At 52.2% G+C, this 21,267-nt stretch carries 15 protein-coding genes and 1 tRNA gene; 4 read left to right on the forward strand and 12 right to left on the reverse strand.

The window, feature by feature from the left end:
- Nucleotides 1–34: 34 nt before the first annotated feature.
- From ACJA3I_RS08635 to nadE, 3 genes are all read left to right on the forward strand, one after another.
- Nucleotides 35–1,114 carry a carbamoyl phosphate synthase small subunit gene (locus tag ACJA3I_RS08635; RefSeq protein WP_458862206.1) on the forward strand — a complete coding sequence of 360 codons (1,080 nt, stop codon included), beginning with the start codon at nucleotides 35–37 and terminating at the stop codon, nucleotides 1,112–1,114.
- Entirely contained in the window at nucleotides 1,114–5,157 is a 4,044-nt protein-coding gene (gene carB, locus ACJA3I_RS08640; protein ID WP_458862207.1) for a carbamoyl-phosphate synthase large subunit, read from the forward strand. The genes ACJA3I_RS08635 and carB overlap by 1 nt, the downstream gene beginning before the upstream one ends.
- Before the next feature lie 140 nt (nucleotides 5,158–5,297).
- Entirely contained in the window at nucleotides 5,298–6,032 is a 735-nt protein-coding gene (gene nadE / locus ACJA3I_RS08645) for an NAD(+) synthase (protein ID WP_458862208.1), read from the forward strand.
- Here the strand turns inward: nadE and ACJA3I_RS08650 are convergent.
- From ACJA3I_RS08650 to ACJA3I_RS08705, 12 genes are all read right to left on the reverse strand, one after another.
- A complete protein-coding gene (locus tag ACJA3I_RS08650; protein ID WP_458862209.1) occupies nucleotides 5,983–6,420 on the reverse strand; it encodes a hypothetical protein in 438 nt (145 codons plus the stop codon). The two genes, nadE and ACJA3I_RS08650, sit on opposite strands and share 50 nt — an antisense overlap.
- The gene (locus ACJA3I_RS08655) at nucleotides 6,383–6,757 is read right to left on the reverse strand and encodes a winged helix-turn-helix transcriptional regulator (protein WP_458862210.1); all 375 of its coding nucleotides are present in this window, start codon (nucleotides 6,755–6,757) and stop codon (nucleotides 6,383–6,385) included. Before ACJA3I_RS08655 ends, ACJA3I_RS08650 begins: the two co-directional genes overlap by 38 nt.
- Nucleotides 6,758–6,892: 135 nt before the next feature.
- The gene (locus tag ACJA3I_RS08660) at nucleotides 6,893–7,288 is read right to left on the reverse strand and encodes a pyridoxamine 5'-phosphate oxidase family protein (protein WP_458862211.1); all 396 of its coding nucleotides are present in this window, start codon (nucleotides 7,286–7,288) and stop codon (nucleotides 6,893–6,895) included.
- A gap of 184 nt (nucleotides 7,289–7,472) precedes the next feature.
- Entirely contained in the window at nucleotides 7,473–8,204 is a 732-nt protein-coding gene (locus ACJA3I_RS08665; protein WP_458862212.1) for a phosphatase PAP2 family protein, read from the reverse strand.
- Between the two features lie 19 nt (nucleotides 8,205–8,223).
- Nucleotides 8,224–9,054, reverse strand: a complete 831-nt coding sequence (locus tag ACJA3I_RS08670; RefSeq protein ID WP_458862213.1) for a phosphatidylserine decarboxylase — start codon at nucleotides 9,052–9,054, stop codon at nucleotides 8,224–8,226.
- Nucleotides 9,051–9,671 (reverse strand): CDP-alcohol phosphatidyltransferase family protein, encoded by a 621-nt coding sequence (locus ACJA3I_RS08675; RefSeq protein WP_458862214.1) that lies wholly within the window; start codon nucleotides 9,669–9,671, stop codon nucleotides 9,051–9,053. Before ACJA3I_RS08675 ends, ACJA3I_RS08670 begins: the two co-directional genes overlap by 4 nt.
- Before the next feature lie 12 nt (nucleotides 9,672–9,683).
- Nucleotides 9,684–10,262 (reverse strand): TVP38/TMEM64 family protein, encoded by a 579-nt coding sequence (locus tag ACJA3I_RS08680; RefSeq protein WP_458862215.1) that lies wholly within the window; start codon nucleotides 10,260–10,262, stop codon nucleotides 9,684–9,686.
- A 247-nt stretch (nucleotides 10,263–10,509) separates the two neighbouring features.
- A tRNA-Ala gene (locus ACJA3I_RS08685) sits at nucleotides 10,510–10,585 on the reverse strand.
- 200 nt (nucleotides 10,586–10,785) lie between these two features.
- On the reverse strand, nucleotides 10,786–11,526 hold the full coding sequence (locus ACJA3I_RS08690) for a YebC/PmpR family DNA-binding transcriptional regulator (protein ID WP_458862216.1): 741 nt from the start codon (nucleotides 11,524–11,526) through the stop codon (nucleotides 10,786–10,788).
- Nucleotides 11,527–11,862: 336 nt separating this feature from the next.
- Nucleotides 11,863–15,396 carry a helicase-exonuclease AddAB subunit AddA gene (gene addA, locus ACJA3I_RS08695; protein ID WP_458862217.1) on the reverse strand — a complete coding sequence of 1,178 codons (3,534 nt, stop codon included), beginning with the start codon at nucleotides 15,394–15,396 and terminating at the stop codon, nucleotides 11,863–11,865.
- On the reverse strand, nucleotides 15,383–18,736 hold the full coding sequence (locus ACJA3I_RS08700; protein WP_458862218.1) for a PD-(D/E)XK nuclease family protein: 3,354 nt from the start codon (nucleotides 18,734–18,736) through the stop codon (nucleotides 15,383–15,385). The genes addA and ACJA3I_RS08700 overlap by 14 nt, the downstream gene beginning before the upstream one ends.
- Before the next feature lie 40 nt (nucleotides 18,737–18,776).
- A complete protein-coding gene (locus tag ACJA3I_RS08705) occupies nucleotides 18,777–20,165 on the reverse strand; it encodes an amidohydrolase (protein WP_458862219.1) in 1,389 nt (462 codons plus the stop codon).
- A 254-nt stretch (nucleotides 20,166–20,419) separates the two neighbouring features.
- On the opposite strand from ACJA3I_RS08705, the gene ACJA3I_RS08710 reads away from it, so the two are divergent.
- Nucleotides 20,420–20,938, forward strand: coding sequence for an amidase domain-containing protein (locus tag ACJA3I_RS08710; protein ID WP_458862220.1), 519 nt, complete (start codon nucleotides 20,420–20,422; stop codon nucleotides 20,936–20,938).
- Nucleotides 20,939–21,267 lie beyond the last annotated feature (329 nt).

Genomic DNA, 21,267 nt, shown 5'->3' on the forward strand with positions numbered 1-21,267 from the left:
TATTGTTTTAAATTAATCGGAGGTGACTTTTCGAATGGATGAACCCATCTATCTTGTTTTAGAAAACGGAACCGTTATGGAAGGGCGCAGTTTTGGCGCCTATGGTGAGATCACGGGCGAAATCGTTTTTACCACCGGCATGACCGGATATCTTGAAACCCTGACAGACCCCAGCTATTACGGCCAGATCGTCGTGCAGACTTTTCCTCTGATCGGCAACTACGGCGTCATTCCTTCTGATTTTGAAAGCGCGCGCCCCCAGGTTCGCGCTTATGTGGTGCGCAATGTCTGCGAAATGCCCTCGAACTTTCGCTGCGAAGGCGATCTGAGCTCTTTTCTCGCAGAAAACGGCATCATCGGCCTTGCCGGCATCGACACCCGCCGGCTGACAAAGCTGATCCGCACAGCGGGCGTGATGAACGGCAAAATCGTTTGCAGCCGTGACGCCATCGAATGCGCAAAGCAGGAGCTTGCTTCTTACCGCATCGTTGACGCGGTAGAAAGCGTCACCTGCTCCGTGCCCCGCACCGATACCCCTGAAGACCCCCACCGCCGCGTTGTGTTATATGATTTCGGCGCGAAAGAAAACATTCGCCGCGAGCTTTTGAAGCGCGGCTGCGAAGTGATCACCGTGCCCGCCCACACCCCCGCCGCGGAAGCGTTGGAAATGAAGCCCGATGGCATCATGCTTTCCAACGGCCCCGGCGACCCCGCCGAAAACACCGAGATCATCCGCCAGGTGGGCCTGCTTTATGAAAGCGGCGTTCCCCTCTTTGGCATCTGCCTCGGTCACCAGCTGCTGGCCCTTTCTCAAGGCGCCGAAACCGAAAAACTGAAATATGGCCACCGCGGCGCAAACCAGCCCGTGAAGGTGCTTTCTTCGGGAAGAACTTACATCACCAGCCAAAACCACGGCTATGCCGTAAAAGCCGAAACGCTTCCCGACCACGCTCTGCTGAGCATGGTCAACGCAAACGATGGAACCTGCGAAGGCGTTTCTTATCAAAACCGCCCGGTGTTCACCGTTCAGTTCCATCCCGAAGCCTGCGGCGGGCCCCACGACACCGCGTTTTTATTTGATGAATTTGTTGAGAGGATGGAGGCGAACAGATAATGCCACGCAACCCTGATATTAAAAAAGTTCTTGTCATCGGTTCAGGCCCTATCGTCATCGGCCAGGCGGCCGAATTCGATTACGCAGGCACACAGGCCTGCCGCGCGCTGAAAGAAGAAGGGCTTGAAGTGATGCTGATCAATTCAAACCCCGCCACCATCATGACCGATAATGTGATGGCCGATGAGATCTACATCGAGCCGCTGACCCTGGAAACCGTAAAACGCATCATCGAAAAAGAAAAGCCCGACAGCCTGCTTTCCACCCTGGGCGGCCAGACGGGGCTGAACCTTTCCATGCAACTAGCAAAAGACGGATTTTTGGATGCGCACCATGTGCGCCTGTTGGGCGCGAACCCCGAAACCATCGATAAAGCCGAAGACCGCCAGCTGTTCAAAGACACCATGCTGAAGATCGGCGAACCTGTCATCCCTTCCCGCGTGGTGACCGATCTGACCGGCGCTTTGGGCTTTGCCTCCGAAAACGGCTATCCCGTCATCGTTCGCCCCGCCTTCACGCTGGGCGGCAGCGGCGGCGGCATCGCGAAAGATGAAAACGAGCTTCGCGAAATCGCCTCGGCGGGCCTGCGCCTTTCCCCCATCACCCAGATTCTTGTGGAAAAAAGCGTTGCGGGCTGGAAAGAGATCGAATTTGAAGTGATGCGCGATGGCATCGGCAACTGCATCACGGTCTGCTCGATGGAAAACTTCGACCCTGTGGGCGTTCACACCGGCGACAGCATCGTTATCGCCCCCGCGGTAACGCTTTCCGATAAAGAATATCAGATGCTGCGCTCTGCCGCGCTGAACATCATCACGGCCATGGGCATTGAAGGCGGCTGCAACTGCCAGTTTGCCCTTTGCCCCGACAGCTTTGATTACGCCGTGATCGAAGTGAACCCCCGTGTATCCCGTTCTTCGGCGCTGGCTTCCAAAGCCACGGGATACCCCATCGCCAAGGTGGCCGCGAAAATCGCCATCGGCTATACGCTGGATGAGATCACAAACGCTGTGACCGGCAAAACCTGCGCCTGTTTTGAACCCACTCTCGACTATGTGGCGGTGAAGCTGCCCAAATGGCCTTTCGATAAATTCGTTTATGCCAAGCGCCTATTGGGAACGCAGATGAAAGCCACGGGCGAGGTGATGTCCATTGCCCAGACTTTTGAAAGCGCCATCATGAAGGCTGTTCGCGGCGCCGAAATTTCGCTGGACAGCCTCACGCTGCCCAAGCTGAAAACGCTTTCCGATGAAGAACTCACCGAAAAGATCTCGGTTTGCGACGATGAGCGCCTCTTTGTTGTTTATGAAGCGCTGCTGCGCGGCATTTCCCCCGAAATGATCCATGATATCACAAAGATCGATCTGTGGTTCTTATATAAGCTGAAGAACATCGCGGAATATGAACTTTCGATCACAGGCGCCGCGCTTTCGGCCAAGACCTATCATCAGGGCAAGCGTCTGGGGTTCCCCGATCATGTGCTGGCCCGCCTCAGCGGCCAGGCTCTCCCCTGCCACACCGCCGCTTCTTATAAGATGGTGGATACCTGCGGCGCGGAATTCGACGCCGAGACCCCCTATTTTTATTCCTGCTATGATGAAGAAAACGAGGCCGCCGAATTTATCCGCGAACATCAGAACCCCGAAAAAGAAACGATCATTGTTTTTGGTTCCGGGCCGATCCGCATCGGTCAGGGCATCGAATTTGACTATGCTTCGGTTCACTGTGTGCGCTCTCTGAAAGCGGCCGGTTATGAAGTGGTCATCGTCAACAATAACCCCGAAACGGTCTCCACCGATTTTGACACCGGCGACCGCCTCTATTTTGAACCGCTGACCCCCGAAGATGTGATGAACATCATCGAGATCGAACATCCCATCGGCGTGGTGGTGGCTTTCGGCGGGCAGACAGCCATTAAGCTGACCGGCTTTTTGGAAAAGCAGGGCGTTAAGATTCTGGGCACGCAGGCCGACAGCATCGATTTGGCCGAAGACCGCGAACGCTTTGACGCGCTGCTGGAACGCCTGCATATCAGCCGCCCGCAGGGCCTGACCGTCATGACGGTGGAAGACGCCCTTGCCGCCGCGGCCCAGCTTGAATATCCCGTTTTGATGCGCCCCTCTTATGTTTTGGGCGGCCAGAACATGATCATCGCCTGGAGCGATGAGGATATCCGCGAATATATGCAGATCATTCTTTCTCACAACATTGAAAACCCCGTTTTGATCGATAAATATCTGGTGGGCATCGAGCTGGAAGTAGACGCCATCTGCGACGGCAGCGATATTCTGATCCCCGGCATTATGGAGCATGTGGAGCGCACAGGCATCCATTCCGGCGATTCCATCGCGGTCTATCCCGCCTGGAACCTCAACGGCCTGCAGGTAGAAAAAATCATTTCCTATACACGCGACCTTGCGCTGGAAATGAAAACGCGCGGCCTTGTGAATATCCAGTATCTGATCCATGAGGGCGAGATCTATGTCATCGAGGTCAACCCCCGTTCTTCCCGCACGATTCCCTATATCAGCAAAGTCACCGGCGTTCCCATGGTGGATCTGGCGACCCGCGCGATGCTGGGCGAAAAGCTGGAAGAGATGGGTTACGGAACCGGCCTTTATAAAGTTCCCCCCTATGTGGCCGTGAAAGTTCCCGTTTTCTCGTTTGAAAAACTGACGGATGTGGATGTGCAGCTGGGGCCCGAAATGAAATCCACCGGCGAAGTGCTGGGCATCGGCAAAACCATGGAAGAAGCCCTTTATAAAGGGATGATCGCGGCGGGTTACCGCATGAACAAAACAGGCGGTGTGCTCATCACCGTGCGCGATCAGGATAAACACGAAATTTGCAGCATCGCCCGCAAATTTTCAGATCTCGGCTTTGCGCTCTATGCCACAGCCGGCACAGCGCAGGTGCTGCGCCAATCGGGCCTTGAAGCCGCGGTGGTCAGCAAGATCCACGAAGCGGAAACCAACACGCGCACTCTGTTGGAAAGCGGCAAGATCAGTTATATCATTTCCACTTCTTCCAAAGGCCGCCTCCCCTGGCGCGACAGCGTAAAGATCCGCCGCAAGGCCGTTGAACTGGGCATCCCCTGCCTCACTTCCGTTGACACGGCGAACGCGCTGTCCGACAGTCTGCGCAGCCGCTATCACGAAAGCAGCACCGAGCTTGTGAACATCAACGCCATGCGCAAGGAAAAGCTGCCCCTGACCTTCACCAAAATGCAGGGTATCGGCAACGATTATGTTTATTTCAATTGCTTTGAACAGGAAATTTCAAGCCCCGAATCCCTGAGCGTTCTGCTTTCCGACCGCCATTTCGGCATCGGCAGCGACGGTATCATTCTGATCTGCCCTTCGACCAAAGCCGACGCAAAAATGAGAATGTTCAATTTAGACGGCAGCGAAGGCAAAATGTGCGGAAACGGCATCCGATGCGTGGGCAAATATCTTTATGACCACCATATCGTGGATAAGACCGACCTGACCATCGAGACCCTTGCGGGCATTCGTCAGCTTCACCTTTATGTGCATCACGGCGAAGTGGCCTCGGTGACCGTGAACATGGGAAAAGCCGAGCTGCGCCCCGATCTGATCCCCGTAAGGCTGAAAGAAGAAGAGATCATCCAGCAGAAAGTGATGATCGGCGAAAAAGAATATCCCATCACCTGCGTTTCCATGGGCAACCCCCATGCCGTTGTCTTCTGGGATCATTTGGATTCTCTGCCCCTGGAAGAGATCGGGCCGCAATTTGAAAGCAGCGATCTTTTCCCCGAAAGCGTCAACACCGAATTCGTGAGCATCATTGACAGAACCACCATCAAAATGCGCGTTTGGGAACGCGGCAGCGGCGAAACCGATGCTTGCGGAACCGGCGCCTGCGCCGCGGCGGTGGCCAGCGTTTTGGCGGGATTCTGCAAGAAAGATGCCGATATCACTGTCAAGCTCAAGGGCGGCGACCTGATGATCCGCTATACGGACGAGGCCGTTTATATGACAGGCAAAGCAGAAACCGTTTTTGAAGGCACCATCGCCATCTAACAGGATAAAAGCAGCCGCAGGCAGCGGCCTGACGCCGCATATCGGCATTTTTCACGCTGTCTGCGCGCATCTTCCCCCGGGTTTTGCCCTGCTCTATCATCACGAAGCAAAACCGAAATCAATCGGAAGGATCGATCAAAATGAGAAATTACGCGCAAGAATTAGAAAATCGTGTGGCCTTTATCCAAAAGATCCTCGCTGAATCACACGCCAACGGCATTGTTTTCGGCAACAGCGGCGGCAAAGATTGCACTTTGGTGGGCATTCTTTGCAAAAAAGCCTGCGAAAATGTGCTCAGCGTGGCAATGCCCTGCCAATCCAGCCGCAATTTCGGCGAAGATATGCAGGATGCCCTGGCCACCGCTTCGAAATTCGGCATTGAAAACATCGTAGTGGATCTCAGCGAAACAAAAGCCACGATCTTAAAAGCCATGGAACCGCATCAGGCGCTGAATCAGGCCGCAATCGCCAATATCGCGCCCCGTTTGCGGATGACCACGCTTTATGCCATCGGCCAGGCCCGCGGCTGCCTGGTGGCGGGAACCGGCAACCAATGCGAACGGTATATGGGCTATTTCACAAAATGGGGCGACGGAGCCTGTGATTTCAACCCCATCGCCGATTTAAAGGTTTCTGAAATTTATGAGTTTCTGGAATTTCTGGGCGCCCCCCGCAACATCATTGAAAAAGCGCCTTCGGCAGGGCTGTTTGAAGGGCAGACCGATGAATCGGAAATGGGCGTAACCTATGCCGAAATCGAGCAGATGATTGAACGCGGCACCTGCGGCAATGACCATGATGAAAAGATTCGCCGCGCCCATCGCATCAGCGAACATAAGCGCCGCCTGCCCCCCTGCTATGGCGAAGCCGAATAACGCCTTGATCCGCCGGCTTGGGCAAACCTCGCTGCCCACCGCCGGATAAAACCACACTAAGGAGGCTGTTCCCTTGAAAAAAGCTGCGTTTTACCTCAGCATTCTTTTTACGGCGCTCACATTTTCCGCCATTTTTTATCTTCTTTCTCATGGCGGAAAACCAAACGCCGGTTACGCTGTCATCCCGATGGTTTTTGCGCTGCTGAGCCTTCTTTACTACCAGAAAAAATAACAGCCCCGTTGCAGGCGGCCTGAATCGTGTAAAAGCGATTTGGGCCGCTTTTTTGCCAAAAATCAAAAAAAGAAAGCCTTTTTCTTTCTCAACGAAATCAAAAAGCTTTCCTGCCAGTTTATTTATGGTCGCATTTCTGGCATTGCGACATTTCATTTTCACGATCTTCTTTATAAAAGATGCCCGACCATTTGCAGATGCTTTGCAGAATGGGGATCACGGATCTGCCCTTTTCGGTGAGGGCATATTCCACGCGGGGCGGAATCTCATCATAGGAGGTTCTCGAAATAATATCGTCGCGAATCAGTTCTTTCAGCGTTGAAGCCAGCACCGCATCGGTGATATTGCTCATTTCCTCCCGCAGCTCACCATAACGCAAAACCTCTTTCGCCGAAAGCACGCAAACGATCCTCGATTTCCATTTCCCACCGAACATCTCAAGCCCATATTCCAGCGGGCAGCGAATATCGGGCTTCAGTTTTTTTTGATACATACCGTTTCATCCCCTTCCTGCTTACAAGTATAAAACAATCTGCCTTTTTTTCATAGCAGCTATGAAATTTATGAGCGCGTTTTTTTGCCGGTATGGAAAACGACGCCGAAGGCATCGCCTTTCACACCGTTCTTTCTACAGTTCTTTTTTGTTCTCTTTGCCCGGTGTGGTGACGATCACTTTTTCGGGTTCGATGACCAGGGCTCCTTTTGCCGTTGCTGCCCCCTGAAACATTTTTTCTACCATGGCCTTAAAGGTTTCCACCACAGGCCCCTGCGTCAGATATTCTGCCCTGCCCTTGATCTGATAGCCTTCCAGGCTTTCGGCGTCATAAACCGAAATGGCGATCCTGCCGCCGTTCGCTTTCAGATTATGCAGGGTGGTTTCCAGAAAAACATCCCCCACGATCAGGCGACCATCTTCGGTAACATCCTTAAACGCCACAGGCACGACATTGGGCATTCCATCGGCGCAGGTCGCCAGATCCCACATCCCCTTTTTCAGCAGTTCCACAACATTTTTGTTCAGCATTTTCAAAGCCTCCGATATAAAATTGCTTTTTCAAGCTGAGTGTATGATAACAGATCAGCTGTGGCACGAAAAGATATCCGCAAATTTATCAGTTACTCATTCTTTTCATAGCGGCAGTAAAAAAAGCCCTTGCCCCATAAAAATTGGAGCAAGGGCCTTTCTTCCATCTGCCTGATCGGTATTTTCAGCGAACGGCGGCATCTTTTTGCCCGAAAAGACTTTGCTTCAATTGAAGCAGCAGCTTTTCGATCCACCGTATCAATCGAATATAGGGTGTATAGACCTGCGGTTTGGCGGCAAGCCAATAGGCCAGTTCCGCGAGCAAAATCCCGCCCGCCACATCCACCAATACATGCTGCTTGGTGGTCAGGGTGGAAATGCAGACGAAAATCGCATTGATCAAAGAGGTTTTCTGATACCAGCGCGGCACCCATGATTTGCCCCTCACCCCCACATAGCACAGCCAGCTTGCCAAACAGTGGATCGACGGGAACAGGTTATCCGCCGCATCATATCGATAGATCAGCGCGATCAACGCATTTCCCCAATCGGAAGCAACCACTTCGGGCCGCTGGATGGTGGTTGGCAGAAACACAAAAAATAAAAGGCAAACGCCCTTCGCCACAAAATCCGCGCAAAGAAACCGATACATCTCGCGCGTGGTGTTTTTTGTGCATAAAATATAGTTGATCACCCAAAAAGCGTAACACCCCAGATAGATCGCGCTTGTCCACGGCAAAAGCGGGATCTGCTGTTCCATGCTCAGTTCCAAACAAAAATGTCGCTGATTCTGCATCAAAAGATGACAGCCGTTATAAACGATGCTGTTCCAAACAAGCACTACAATCAGCGGAACGATGGCCTTCTTCGACGGAAGGATCAATTTTAACTTTTCTTGTATGCTTTTTTTCTTCATGTTACCCACTTATCTCGGCTTAGGATATCGCGCCCGAAGCGACAGCCGTTGCGATCCACATCCCTTGATGAACGCGGAATTCCGCGCCGCTTTCCAACGCTTCCGCTATTTCGGGCAGCAGTTTCACCTTCTCTTTTTCAAACAATATCACAATGGTGGAACCGGCCAGTTCAAAATGGCCCTTTTCCATTCCTTTTGTCACGCGCTTATTCTCATGTTCGTTGACGATGCCGCCCACCACCAGCGCGCCGATCTCCGTTTGGATCACAGGGCCGAAATGCTCTGTTTCAAACAAAGTCCACATGCGGCGGTTCAGCGTATAAACGGGGTAGGTTTCGCAGGCGATCGGCTGCACGCTGTGCAGCACCCCGGGGATGAAATGGTTTGTGCCCTGAAAGCCGTCATCAATATAGCAATAGTGATGATAATCTGAGGCGCAAAGGCGAAAAATGAAGCATACCCCGTCTTGAAAGTTTTTTTCGAGGGTCTCATCCTGCAAAAAATCGCGCAGACGATAACGGGAACCTTTGATGGCAAAGCTGCTATCCGCATGAATGGGGTAAACGCTCAGCCAGCCATCACAGGGGCTGATAAGATGATCGGGCTGTTCATCCATAGCTTCCATCGGCCGTGTTCTGATGAAAAATTCACGAAAGGAAGAAAATTGCTCTTTATTTTCCAGCGGGATCGAATGCTTTTTTGCATACCAGCCCACCAGCGGTTTTGAAGCTTTTGTCCAAAGGAATTTGGCCGCCAGTTTATCGGCATGAACGGCCATAATGCCTTTTAAAAGTATTCTGCCCACTTTTGTCGCATATAAAAAATGAACGGAGCCATTATTTTCGCTCATATCTTCCTCCCCAGCAAAAGAACGGCCAGTTCAATGCCGCCCAAAAAAATAAGGCCGATTTTTCCGATCAGACGAGGTTTTTTGATGGGAAACGGCGTTAAAAACGCCAGCGCCATGATCAGCAGGCAGATCGGCCCTAAAACGCCAAGCGGCCACTGATATAACAGCCCCGCCCCAAACACAATGGGGATGATCAGAGCAGAGGATGTCACCGGCAGCCCATAATAGACCTTGCGGGCGCCGTCGCATTTATTTTGGCGTTCTTCTTCATCCACATTGAACCAGGCAAGGCGAATCAGCGCGCAAAGCAGATAAAGCGCCGCAACGATGCCGCCCAGTGTGCTGATATGCGGGTGCATGGAAATAATCATCGCCGGCAGCACGCCGAAACAGATCAGATCGCTTAAAGAATCGATCTGAATGCCAAACCGCTTTTCTTGTGAGGTTCTCTGCATGGTGGAAGCAATTTTTCCGTCAAACATATCACATACCCCCGCGATCATCAGACAGATCAGCGAAGCATGGATATTCCCTTTTGCCGCAAAAGTGATTCCCGTAAAACCTGCCAGCATTCCGATATAGGTTAATATGACAGTATAATTATAGATCCCCAGCATTAAAAATCCTCCTCAAATAAAATGGGCAAAAAACACACTGTAAAACAAAATGCACCATGGCTTGGCCACGACAATGATCCATGTGAAACGCTTGGCCGACATCCCCACCAGCCCCGAAAAATAGCAAAAGAAATCATCGGGCGCCAGCGGCAGCAAAATCATCAAAAACAAAATAAGCGTGTAACATTTTTTGCGGTTGACCCATTCGATGCAGGAACGGTATTTTTCCATGGGCACCATCTGCTGCACAATGCCTGTTCCAAAACGGCGCGCAAGCCAAAAAGCGATCACGGAACCGATGCTGATGCCCAGATAGTTGCACCAGAACCCGCCCATCGCGCCGAACAGCGCCGCCCCGACGATGCAGCCGAAAAAGCCCGGCAGCACGGGCAGCACCACCTGAAGCGCCTGGATCAGAACCAGGATCAACGGCCCGAAAACGCCAAAAGTTCGAATATAGGCGCGCATCGAACTCATCGATTTGAAATGCCCGCCCGCCCAGCCTTTTATCACAAAAGCCGCCGCAATCAGCAGCAGGAAAATCAATATTCCCGTAAAAATGTTTTTTATTGTGGTTTCTTTTGCCTTCATCGCTGATCCTCCAAAAGTATTGAGACCAGTATAACAGGCAATTCTTAATTCCAAGCAAACTCATTCTTAAGAATTCTTAAGATTGCATTTTCGCGTGATTTCAGAAAAAATTTTTCTTTCTCGACCTTCTCTGCATCATATTGCTGATGGCGCATACTTTTCTTTATGCAGGGGCACGGCATGATATTTCACATGATTTCTCAAGTAAAACAAAAACACCGGAATCAACGATTCCGGTGTTTTTGCTTGGTGGAGATAAGCGGGATCGAACCGCTGACCTCTTGAATGCCATTCAAGCGCTCTCCCAGCTGAGCTATACCCCCATATTTGGTTTCGCAATCGTTACCGCTTGACTGCTTAAACAGGATACCATATGATTTTGAGGTTGTCAATACTTTTTCTTTATTTTTTAGCGTTTTTTCGTTTCCCCTGTCACACCCGGTTTTCCCGAAGAAAATCACTCTTTTTGAAACCGGTTTCAAAAAGAGTGATTTCAGTCAACGGGGTTTTTCCGAACAAATGCTTATTCTTCGTGGTCGTTTTCCCAGTTATGCCAGACATTCTGCACATCGTCATTATCTTCCAGCATTTCCAGCAGCTTGTTCATGTTCTTGATATCGTCGTCATCTGTGAGGGCGATATAGGTTTGGGGAATCATCGCTTCTTCCGCCTGCAAGAAGCTATAACCGTCTTTTTCAAGGCTTTCGCGCACACTGCCCAGATCGTCTACCGCGGTATAGATTTCAAACACATCGTCATCCGCCTGAAAATCGGCCGCGCCGGCTTCCAGAGCCTGCATCATCATTTCTTCTTCATCCATGTCATCAAGGCGTTCGATGACCAGCAGGCCTTTGCGATCGAACTGCCAGGAAACGCAGCCCGAAGCGCCCATATTTCCGCCGTATTTATCAAAATAGTGACGCATATCGCCCGCTGTACGGTTGCGGTTATCCGTCAAAGTTTCAACGATCACGGCAATTCCCTTGGGGCCATAGCCTTCATAAGTAATTGCTTCATATTCTTCGCTGCCCGCGCCATTGGCATATTTCTGCAAAATGCGGTTGATATTATCATTGGGCACATTATTGGCCTTGGCTTTGGCAACAATATCCTTCAGCTTGGAATTCACTTCGGGATCTGCGCTGCCGCCGCCGCGAATGGCCACCGCCATTTCACGGGCGAATTTTGTAAACACCTTGGCGCGCTGGGCGTCTACGGCGCCTTTTTTTCGGGCAATATTATGCCATTTGGAATGTCCGGACATAAATATCCTCCTATATGTTTTAAAAAATTACAAAAATAAAAGTTTTACAAATTATTTTACCACATTCAAACCCATAAAATCAATGTATAAAATCACAATATTGCGGGGAAAATAAGGCTACACAACAAAAGTGAGGTGAATTGCCATGAAAAATCAGAATGAAAAAAATGTTCAGAAGAACAACAAAGAACCCAAAATCAAGAACGAAAAGAACTGCAAAGACCCCAAGGATAACCAGTATAAAGACTAATTCTTTTTGATCCGCAGGATTTCTCTCTCAAAGCGGCAAAACCCAAAAGAAGCGTTTTCTTTGGGGTTTTGCCGCTTTTTATAGTTTTATAATTCGATGCCCGCTGCCGTGGATAAAAACCAAACGATCTTCCGCTCAACGGGGCGCTGCAAAATTTCTTCGGCCGCTTTCGCATAAAGCTTCAGCTGCGTTTCATAACGGCGGGCATGCTCGGCTTCTCCCCCTTCGCGAACGGTATCGCTTTTAAAATCCACAAGGATCATGCCGTTTTCCGTGAAAATCAGCAGGTCGATCACACCGTTTAAAAGGATCTCTTCTTCCATGGGCGCACCGGGTATCATATCGCCCGCAGGCAGCAGCACCGAAAATTGATATTCGCGCAGGCAGCTGCTTTGCGCCGCCAGCCGCCCCAGCTCTCCGGCGGCAAATTCCGTTAAAAATTGGGGCGGGATCTTTTCAAGCAGCTTCTCTTCGGGGAACTTCTTTTTGATTTCCTCCAGCTGTTTTGCCGCGCCCTCCGCCGTTTGCGCCTGCTCAAAATCACAATACTGCATACATAAATGGGCCAGCGTGCCAAGCTTCGCCGCATCGCTTCCGCTGGGGAACAAACGGATGACGGGCCCTTTTTCTTCGGCTTCCAGCAAAGCCGCTTCCTCATCCCTTTTCAGCTTCAGACCCGCGGGCGTCAGTTTGGAAGGCAGCTCTGTGGCCGCCTGATGCGGGTAGTCAAACTGCTGGATCGCGCGATAATAAGGCATTTCCAAGGTCAGCTGCCGGCTTGTTTCCGTTTCTTCTTCTGTGACGGTCTCAACCTCCTGCGGCGGCGCATAAGGAACCACTTCGCAATAGAGACCGCCGCCGCGAGGCTGTTCTTCGGGCCTGATCTCGCCCGCCAGTTCGCGCAGCACCCCGCCCGCGGGATGCAGCAGCAGCGGCCCGCAGACCCAAAAAGCCGCGGAAGCCTGCTCTGCCACCATTTGTGGCAGCAGCTTTCCATCGCGGATAAACCGCAGCCAGCCCTTCAATGTTTTCGCCGCATCGGGCAGCGCCACCGTTAAGATCAGCTTTTCTTTGGCGCGGGTCATCGCCACATAAAGCTTTCTCAATTCTTCCTCGCGCGCTTCTTTTTCATGGCGCAGCGCGATGGCCTGCAGCTTTTGTGTTTTATATTCCATATGAAGCGCTTCATCGCGCAGGCGAAGGCCCACGCCCAGATCTTTATGCATCAGCATGGCGCTTTTTAAATCATCCGTATTAAAGTTTTTGCTGAGATCGGGCAAAATCACAATGGGGAATTCCAGCCCTTTCGATTTATGCACGCTCATCAGTTTCACGGCGTTGCCCGCAGGTTCCGCAGCATCACCGGCTTCTTTTTCAAGCTGTTCCAGATATTGCAGAAACGCGAACAGGCCGCGGCTTCCATTTTGTTCAAAACGCAGCGCCAGCTGATAGAATTTCTGCAAATTTTCGCGCCTTGCTTCGCCATGATCCAGCGCTTCAAAAATGCCTTTGGCGCCGGTTTTGGTATAGAGCATGGCGATCAGCTCGGCCACGGTGAAATCGGGCGCATAAGCGCGGCAGCTTTCCAGTTCCGCCAAAAACGCCTTGGCTGCGGGCAGGCTGCTGGCGCACAACGCATCATAAAATTCCGCTTTGGGCATGGCGATTCGAATGGCGGCCAGTTCATCTGCCGTGAAAAGAAACAGCGGCGAACGCAGCACGGCGATCAAAGGGATATCCTGCCGCGGGTTGTCGATGACGGCCAGCAGACTGCGCATGACCAAAATTTCCGTTGTTTCAAAAAAGGCGGCCTCTGCCGAGAATGCGCAGGGAATGCCGCGGGCAGAAATTGCTTCTTCATAAATAGGAGCGCGGCTTGTAAAGGAACTGAATAATACAGCGATATCCTCTGGTCTTGCGCTGCGCAGTTCCCCTGTTTCGCGATCGGTCACCTGTGTTTCGGCCAAATTTTGCTCGATGGCGCGGGCCACGAATTCCGCTTCATAAACCACCTTCTCGGGCGCTTGTGTTTCTTCGCTTTTATCCCGCGCCAAATCGAGCACATATACTTCGGCAGGGCAGGCACCCTGATAATCGGCCCCCACCACCAGTTTTTCCCGGTCGTCATAGGCGATGCCGCCAAACTCACGGCTCATGAGATTTTCAAAAACAAAATTGACAAAATCAAGCACTTCACTGCGCGATCTGAAATTTTGATTGAGCATGATGCGTTTATTGGCTTGAACGGCTTTTGGCGCATAATCTTCATAGGAATAATATTTGCCCACAAAGATCTCGGGTTCGGCCAGCCGAAAGCGATAGATGCTCTGCTTCACATCGCCGACCATGAAAAGGCCTTTGCCCTCTCCCCTCACGGCGGCAAAAATCTTGTCTTGGATCTCGTTGGTATCCTGATATTCATCCACCAGAATTTCATCGATCTGGGCTGCCAGTTCATGCGCCAGCAATGTTTTTTCGCTCTGCGGCGTCAGCAGCAGTTTCAACGCCAGATGTTCCAGATCGCTGAAATCCAAAACGCCCCGCCGCTGTTTCAGCTGTTGATATTTTTCTTCAAACCTGCCCACCGCTTCAAAAAGGCCGTGGATCACAGGCAAACTTTTCTGTGCTTCTTCCCGCAGACGGCTTTCGGGCCGCAAAATGGCCTTTGTGCGCATTTTTTCCATATACTCGCAGAAAAAGTCACGGGCCTGCCCCATCTCTTCTTTCAGATCGGCATCGGTGCCCCGGGGCGCCGCCGAAAAAGCGGGCTTTTCATATCTTTGCAAAACCTGCCAGGCGTTATCCCATTCAGTTGCTTCCAAAGCTGCCAGCAAATGCTGACCGGTCGCCAGGCAATATTGAAAGGCAGGCGCGTATTTTTCAAAAAGTTCGGGGAATTGCCCAAGCCGATCGAAAGTCTCGGTTAAAAGCTCAAGGCGGCATTTCAGCCCTTCTGCGCAATCTTCCATCACCCGTCGGCACCATTCCTGTTCCGCCGCGGGCTGATCGCAGGAAGCTTGCAGCTGCTCTTCCATCCGCGACCGCCATCCCGCGGGATCGGCATGACTTCTGAGTTTTTCATAAAGCTCTGAGATCACCGCCTGCACGCGGCGATCGCCGCGCTCTTCCGCAAAATTTTCGATCATGGCCATAAATCCGGCGGATGCTTCGGCATATTCTTCTTCTAAAAATTCCTCCATTGCCGTTTCACGCAGCAGCTCGCTTTCGGCGGTATCAAGCAGGCGGAAATTCGGTGAAACATCACATTGATCGAAATGCTGGCGCACAAGCTCTAAGCAGAAAGAATGCACCGTTTGGATGCGGGCGCTGTGAAGAAGCGCCAGCTGGCGGCGCAAACGGCCGCTTTCGGGTTTTTCGGCCAGCTGTTTCAAAAGCGCATCGGCGATTTTGGCGCGCATTTCAGAAGCCGCCGCGTTGGTGAAGGTAACAATCAGCAGGCGGTCTAAATCGATGGGGTTTTCGCCGCCTGTGACCTGCTCGATGACGCGCTGCACCAGCACAGCCGTTTTGCCGGAACCCGCTGCGGCCGAAACGATCAATGCGCCGCCGCGGCTGTCGATGGCGTTTTGCTGCTGGGGTGTGAATTTAACCGCGCTCATGTTCGCTTTCCTCCTCTTGATCCAGCCGCGCAAACACTTCGCTGTTTTTCAAACTTCCCATGCGCCGCATGCTGTCTTTTTCCATTGTTTCATCAAACTGACAGGCCGCTTTAAAATCGCACCACTGACAAACCGACCATTGCGGCCCTGTGCAATAGGGGTTGGCCTCGATTTCACCTTTGGCGATCTCAGCCGCGATCTTTTGCATCTGCCGCTGCACGCCGCGCACCAGTTTTTCAAACTGCCCCGCGCTGATCGCCTGTGAGGTGGAAGAAAGCCCGCCGTTTTTCTTATAGCTGATGGGCAAAAACCGCAAATTCCCCGCTTCGGCTTTTTCCAGCTTTTCCAAGATCTCGGGCTCATCCAGAACGATGCCGATCCGCCGAACCTCTTTGGCCTGTTTTTCAGCGAGATCTTTTTCATCTTCTTCGGGGTCTGCCATGATATAGGGGTGTTTCGCCGGCACATATAAAACCCCCGCCGTCTGCACCTTCCGGGCCGTTTTGCCCAAAGCTTCGCGCGCCTGGCTCAGCAACGCTTCTTTGCTGTTTTGAAGCATGATGAGATATAAAAACATTTGCAGATTGATGCCGCCCAGCACATCGCTCAAGCGGAATTCTTTGCGCCCGGTTTTATAATCCACCACTTTCAAATAAAGCGTATCGCCTTCGATATAGCCATCCAGGCGGTCGATCTTTCCGCCCAAAAGAATCTGTGCTTCACCGTTTTCGATCACCACCGCGGGGTTTTCTTCCCCCTCGCCAAAGCCCATTTCAAAGCGGATGGGCCGAAACGCCGAACGCTGCAATTCTTCCCACACATCATCGATGATGGCCAGAACCATTCTGCGCAATCTGGCAAAAATCGCCGTAAGGCGTTTGCTTTGGCCGCGAAGGCCTTCCAGTTCTTCGCGGATATACCGATCCATATATTCCTCTGCCACAGTCTTCCGATCTTTTTGCGGGTCTAAGCAAAGCTCGCGAATGGTGTTTTCCACCACATAATGCAAAAAGGTGCCTGTTTCGGGCGCGCCGAAGCGAGCGCGTTTGCGCGGCCGCGCTTTCAGACCATATTCCATGAAATAAGAAAAGCGGCATCCCGCTATTTTTTCGGCTCTGGAAGCCGTCATGCGCACTTTGGATCCATACAGCCTGCGGATCAGTTCTTCCTCTTTCAGCGGCCCGCGGGGCAGCGCCGCAAAGCGATGGAAGCGCTCTAAGCGATCTTCCATGCCATCTTCAACGGCCAGCTGAAGGGCCGTCTGGGCTTCTACGGTGTTCTCGCCGCTCACCGCTGTGCAGGCCAGTTCGAAAGACGGCGCTTTGGCATAAAGATAATAATCTTTCGCGGGATATTCCGCTTTCAGCTGCGGCAGCAGCTTTTGCATTCGCAAAACCAGATAAGAGGGGCGGGCAGGGCTTCCATCCATGCATCGCTGAGGGCAGGCGACCAGCAAACGCGGGGCGGAAGCGACCACACGATAGGCATGGCTCTGCGCTTCATAAGCGTGTTCTTCGGCCGTTTGGGTCAGTTCCACACCCGCCTGTTTCAGTTCCGCGCGGTCTTGCTCTGTCAGCAAGGTGCCGCCCAGCCCTATGGCGGGGAAATTGCCGTCGCGTGCACCGATCAGAATGACGAGTTTCGCGTGGTGGAAAGAAAGGCGCTCAAGGCTGCCGGCCTGAACGCAATCCAGCCCTACGGGGATCGTGCCCACATGATATTGTGCCAGCATCAGCCGCCACAATCTCAAAAATTCATCGCAATCCATGGCGGCGTCTTCCATCACGGTTTCAAACTGCCGAAGGCCGTTTTCTAAGATTTGCCACAGCTGGCGGTATTCCGCTTCTTCTCTCAGGCGTTCCGATCGTTTCAGCCGCTCCGCCTTTTGCAGGATCTTCTCTTTCAACAGGCTTTCTTCAAAAAAGCCCGTCAGCGCCCGGGCATAATCGCCCCCGCGAGAGCAGTTTTCAAGCCGCTGTTTCAGTTTTTGCAGCGGCGCGATCAATTTTTGTCGCGCGGCTTCGATCTGCGGCAAAAGTTCTTCGCCCTGCGCCTGTTTTGAAAGATCGAAGCCATATGGGTTTTTCACGAAGGGATGTTCATATTCTTCGCCTTTGATATCCCAGGTCAGCAGATAATTTTCAAGCAGATCGGCTTCGCCGGATTCAAGCGGCGACAGGCCGGCCCGCAAATAGCGCATCACCGCTTCATAACGCATCCCCTGTGAAACGGCTTCCACCGCCCCCAGCGCCGCGGCCAGAACAGGTTTTGCCAGAATATCGCTTTTCTGTGCCAGAAACAAGGGCGCTTCATAACGCGCGAAAGCCTGTTCCAGCAGCGGGCCATATTCATCGATATTCCCCGCGGCCAAAACGATCTCACGATAGCGCAGCCCTTCTTCAGCCACCGCTTTTCTCACCTGAGCCGCGGCATATTCGCATTCTTCCGCCGGAGAATCAAGCATCGAAAGCTTTATGGCTTTACATTCGCAATCGAGCGGATTGTTTTGATAACCCAGCAATTCTTTTTCCAGATGATCGAGTTCGGGCAATTCCGGGCGTTTTTCTCGTTCCAGCGCCACGGTTTTCTCTTCTTCGCCCAATTCTTCGGCGATGGCTTTCAGGCGCAGAATCAGCTTTTTCTGTTCATTGAAAACCAGCTCATCCTGCCACAGGATCGCGGCGCTCATATCATGGCATCGCAGCAGCAGCGCTTTTAAAAGCCGGCGTTCCTGCACGGTCATGCCCATGAATCCATCAAAATAAAAATCCCATTCATGGCCGAAATCACACTTGCCCAGCGCTTCTTCCGCCACGCTGAGCAGCTCTTTATCATCCAGCGCCGCGTTTTCGCATAAACGCTCATAGGCTGCATAGATCAGCGAAAGATCGCTGACTTTTTCTTTGGTGACCCCCAGGTTTTCCGCCGCCTGCATCAGCTGTTCCGGCGAAACGCAGCAGGCTTTCAGTTCATCAATAATGCCCGCCAGTTTTTCCACCAATTCGGGGCGCATCCCTGCCGTTTTAAAATAGCAAAGCCCGCTTTCGCTGTTTCGCAAAGCGCGGTACATCGTGAGAACGCGGCCGCCCGCATCTAAAAACCGCGGTGTTTCCCCCGCTTCCTTCAATATTCTTGCGGCCATGCGCTGAAAAGTGAGCACTTCGGCATAGCGGGAAATCGGGTTGCCGCATTCTTTCAGCAGGCGCCGCTCGGTTTCATGCGAAAGCATTTCGGGCACCACCAAAATCTGTTTTCTGCCCGCTTCTGCGCCGCGGCGTATTTCTTCAAACAGCGCCTGTGTTTTGCCGCATTGCGCGCGCCCGTGATAGATCGTCAGCATCTGTGTTTCCCCCGCTTCTCTTTTTTGTTTTGCTGCTGTTTTATGCTTCCGGCGGAACGCCCAACTCCATGGGGATCGGGCAGACATAGCTTTTCCCCTGTTTGCAGCGCTCAAATTCAGATTTTGCTCTTTGCAAGATCTCAGGCTCTTCCAACACTTTCAGGCCGAAATACGCCATCACCTTGGCGGCATAGATCATGCCCTTTTGGCCGATGCTGCTGCCCGAACAGGCGGTGACCTGCCAGCTGTGGCCCGGCGCACCAAGGCCCCAGCAAGCCGTGTTGAAGGAAATCGTGGGCGTGATCTGGCAGACATCCCCCACATCGGTGGAACCGAAATCGCTTTCTGTTGAAATGGGCGCCACCTGATCATGCAGCTGCATTTCGGCGCAAAGCCCATAAGCCGCCCGCACCGCTTGCGTCTGTTTTTCGGCGGCGGCGTTCAGCGCCCCTGCAAACTCTATTTCCTGCGGCGACCATGCTTCACGGGGGATCTCACGCATGCAGGCATCCACCGTTTCCGCCAAAACCGCGTTATTCATGGTTTCATAACAGCCGCCCAGATATTCTATTTCAAGCTCTGTTTCCGTCATTTCCGCCGCGCCCTGCGCCACCTGCACCAGCCGCTGATAGACCTGATCCACCGTTTCGCGCTTTTGCGCCCGAACATAATACCACACCGCGGCATAATCGGGCACGATGTTGGGCGCCACGCCCCCATCGGTGATGACATAATGAATGCGCACATCATCTGTGGTGTGTTCGCGCAGATAATTGGCCCCCACATTGGTGATTTCGGCCGCATCCAGCGCGCTTCTGCCGTTGTAAGTGTCGCCGCCCGCGTGGGCCGTGATGCCATGGAAATGGAATTTCACCGAATCAAGGGCCAGCGAGTTCCCCAGCGTGACGACATTTCGAACACCGGGATGAAACGCGGCGGCGCAATCCAGCCCATCGAACACATGCTCACGGGCCATATAGCCTTTCCCTGTCAAAAGCTCCTCGGCAGGGCAGCCGAAATAAACGATCGTGCCGCCGATCTGCTTTTTTTCCATTTCTTTTTTCAAACCGATCACCGCGCCCAGATGGGCCGCCGCCAGCAGGTTATGGCCGCATCCGTGCCCATAGCGCTGGCCTTTGATGGGTGATTTTCGGGTCGTCACCGTCTGGCTCATGCCGGGCAGCGCATCATATTCGCCCAAAAAACCGATCCTGGGTTTGCCGCTGCCCCAGCTGGCTCGCAGCGCCGTGGGAATCCCCCCCACGCCGCGTTCCACCTGAAACCCCTGTTCCTCTAAAAATTCGGCGATCCACCGGCTGGCGTTCTTTTCCTGATAACCGCCTTCCGGGTTTTCCCACAGCTTCCTGCTCAGCTGTTCCAAGGCGCGGCGCTGCGCATCGATTTCATCAAATGCGATTTTACCGGACATTCTTTTTTACTCCTTTATTTTTGCATTCTATGCTAAAAAGAAAAAGCTTGCGGTTCAAGCTTTTGAAGGTTCTGCTCTTTATGGAAGAATCTTTCTTTTATTATATCGATATCTCTGTTTTTCCGCAAGCGCTGTTTCGTTTTTCCTTCTTGCGGCCGCGTTCTCCTGTTCTCAAAAGCCCCGCGGCCATCATCACTTTTTCTTTTGCCGCATAGAATAGAAGGCACCATTCTCTTTGAAAGGGGGAACTATGTTTGATACGCTTTGCCTATCAACGAAACAACGCGGTGGCATATGCCAGACGCTGGGGAAAAAGCAGGAACCCCGCCTATTATGATTTTTCGGAACTGGGGGGCGATTGCACCAATTTTATTTCGCAATGCGTTTTTGCCGGCAGCGGGGTGATGAATGATACCCCTGTATATGGCTGGTATTATCATAACCTCAACGACAGAAGCGCCTCATGGACAGGGGTGGAATATTTTTATAACTTTATGGTATCGAACCAGGGGGTCGGCCCGGTGATGGAAGAAGTTTCTCTGGAAGAGCTTCAGCCCGGGGATGTGATCCAGCTGGGCAGATCCGACGGCTCGTTTTATCACACCATGCTGGTCACCGAAACCGGCGAGCGGCCTACATTTTCCAACACGCTGATCACCACCCACAGCTATGATGCCTATAACCGCCCGCTGGATTCTTACGACGCCAAAGTCATGCGCTTTCTGCATGTTCGCTATGTCAATATCAGCCGTGAAATGATTCTGCGGGCATAAAAAAACCGTGATCTTATCATCACGGTGTAACTTTTTGATCTGCCGCATTCGCCGGGCCGGTATTCCGCCCACCCGGCGAACAGGCAGCTAATAGAGCTGCGTTACGGTTACCCTTCCATAACGCAAATTTTATAAGAGGAAAAGAGGAAGAATCATTCTATATTTTGAATTACTGTTGTTGATTGAATAAAAAACCTTTTTCGTTTTCACTCCATCGCATCATCCCTTTATCTTCTCAATCTTGTCACGGAATCTATGTGAAAGCCTGTTGGCGGCTTTGCTTCCTGACAAGAACCAGTATAACGAACAATTATGACTAAACTTTGTCT

This window comes from Acidaminobacterium chupaoyuni (assembly GCF_047936785.1).
GTDB classification, from domain to species: Bacteria; Bacillota; Clostridia; order Oscillospirales; family Butyricicoccaceae; genus Acidaminobacterium; species Acidaminobacterium chupaoyuni.

What these genes read in the sequence shown, in the direction of transcription:
- ACJA3I_RS08635 (WP_458862206.1), top strand. Translation starts at nt 35, where the DNA reads ATGGATGAACCCATCTATCTTGTTTTAGAAAACGGAACCGTTATGGAA.
- carB (WP_458862207.1), top strand. Translation starts at nt 1,114, where the DNA reads ATGCCACGCAACCCTGATATTAAAAAAGTTCTTGTCATCGGTTCAGGC.
- nadE (WP_458862208.1), top strand. Translation starts at nt 5,298, where the DNA reads ATGAGAAATTACGCGCAAGAATTAGAAAATCGTGTGGCCTTTATCCAA.
- ACJA3I_RS08650 (WP_458862209.1), bottom strand. Translation starts at nt 6,420, where the DNA reads ATGAAATGTCGCAATGCCAGAAATGCGACCATAAATAAACTGGCAGGA.
- ACJA3I_RS08655 (WP_458862210.1), bottom strand. Translation starts at nt 6,757, where the DNA reads ATGTATCAAAAAAAACTGAAGCCCGATATTCGCTGCCCGCTGGAATAT.
- ACJA3I_RS08660 (WP_458862211.1), bottom strand. Translation starts at nt 7,288, where the DNA reads ATGCTGAACAAAAATGTTGTGGAACTGCTGAAAAAGGGGATGTGGGAT.
- ACJA3I_RS08665 (WP_458862212.1), bottom strand. Translation starts at nt 8,204, where the DNA reads ATGAAGAAAAAAAGCATACAAGAAAAGTTAAAATTGATCCTTCCGTCG.
- ACJA3I_RS08670 (WP_458862213.1), bottom strand. Translation starts at nt 9,054, where the DNA reads ATGAGCGAAAATAATGGCTCCGTTCATTTTTTATATGCGACAAAAGTG.
- ACJA3I_RS08675 (WP_458862214.1), bottom strand. Translation starts at nt 9,671, where the DNA reads ATGCTGGGGATCTATAATTATACTGTCATATTAACCTATATCGGAATG.
- ACJA3I_RS08680 (WP_458862215.1), bottom strand. Translation starts at nt 10,262, where the DNA reads ATGAAGGCAAAAGAAACCACAATAAAAAACATTTTTACGGGAATATTG.
- ACJA3I_RS08690 (WP_458862216.1), bottom strand. Translation starts at nt 11,526, where the DNA reads ATGTCCGGACATTCCAAATGGCATAATATTGCCCGAAAAAAAGGCGCC.
- addA (WP_458862217.1), bottom strand. Translation starts at nt 15,396, where the DNA reads ATGAGCGCGGTTAAATTCACACCCCAGCAGCAAAACGCCATCGACAGC.
- ACJA3I_RS08700 (WP_458862218.1), bottom strand. Translation starts at nt 18,736, where the DNA reads ATGCTGACGATCTATCACGGGCGCGCGCAATGCGGCAAAACACAGGCG.
- ACJA3I_RS08705 (WP_458862219.1), bottom strand. Translation starts at nt 20,165, where the DNA reads ATGTCCGGTAAAATCGCATTTGATGAAATCGATGCGCAGCGCCGCGCC.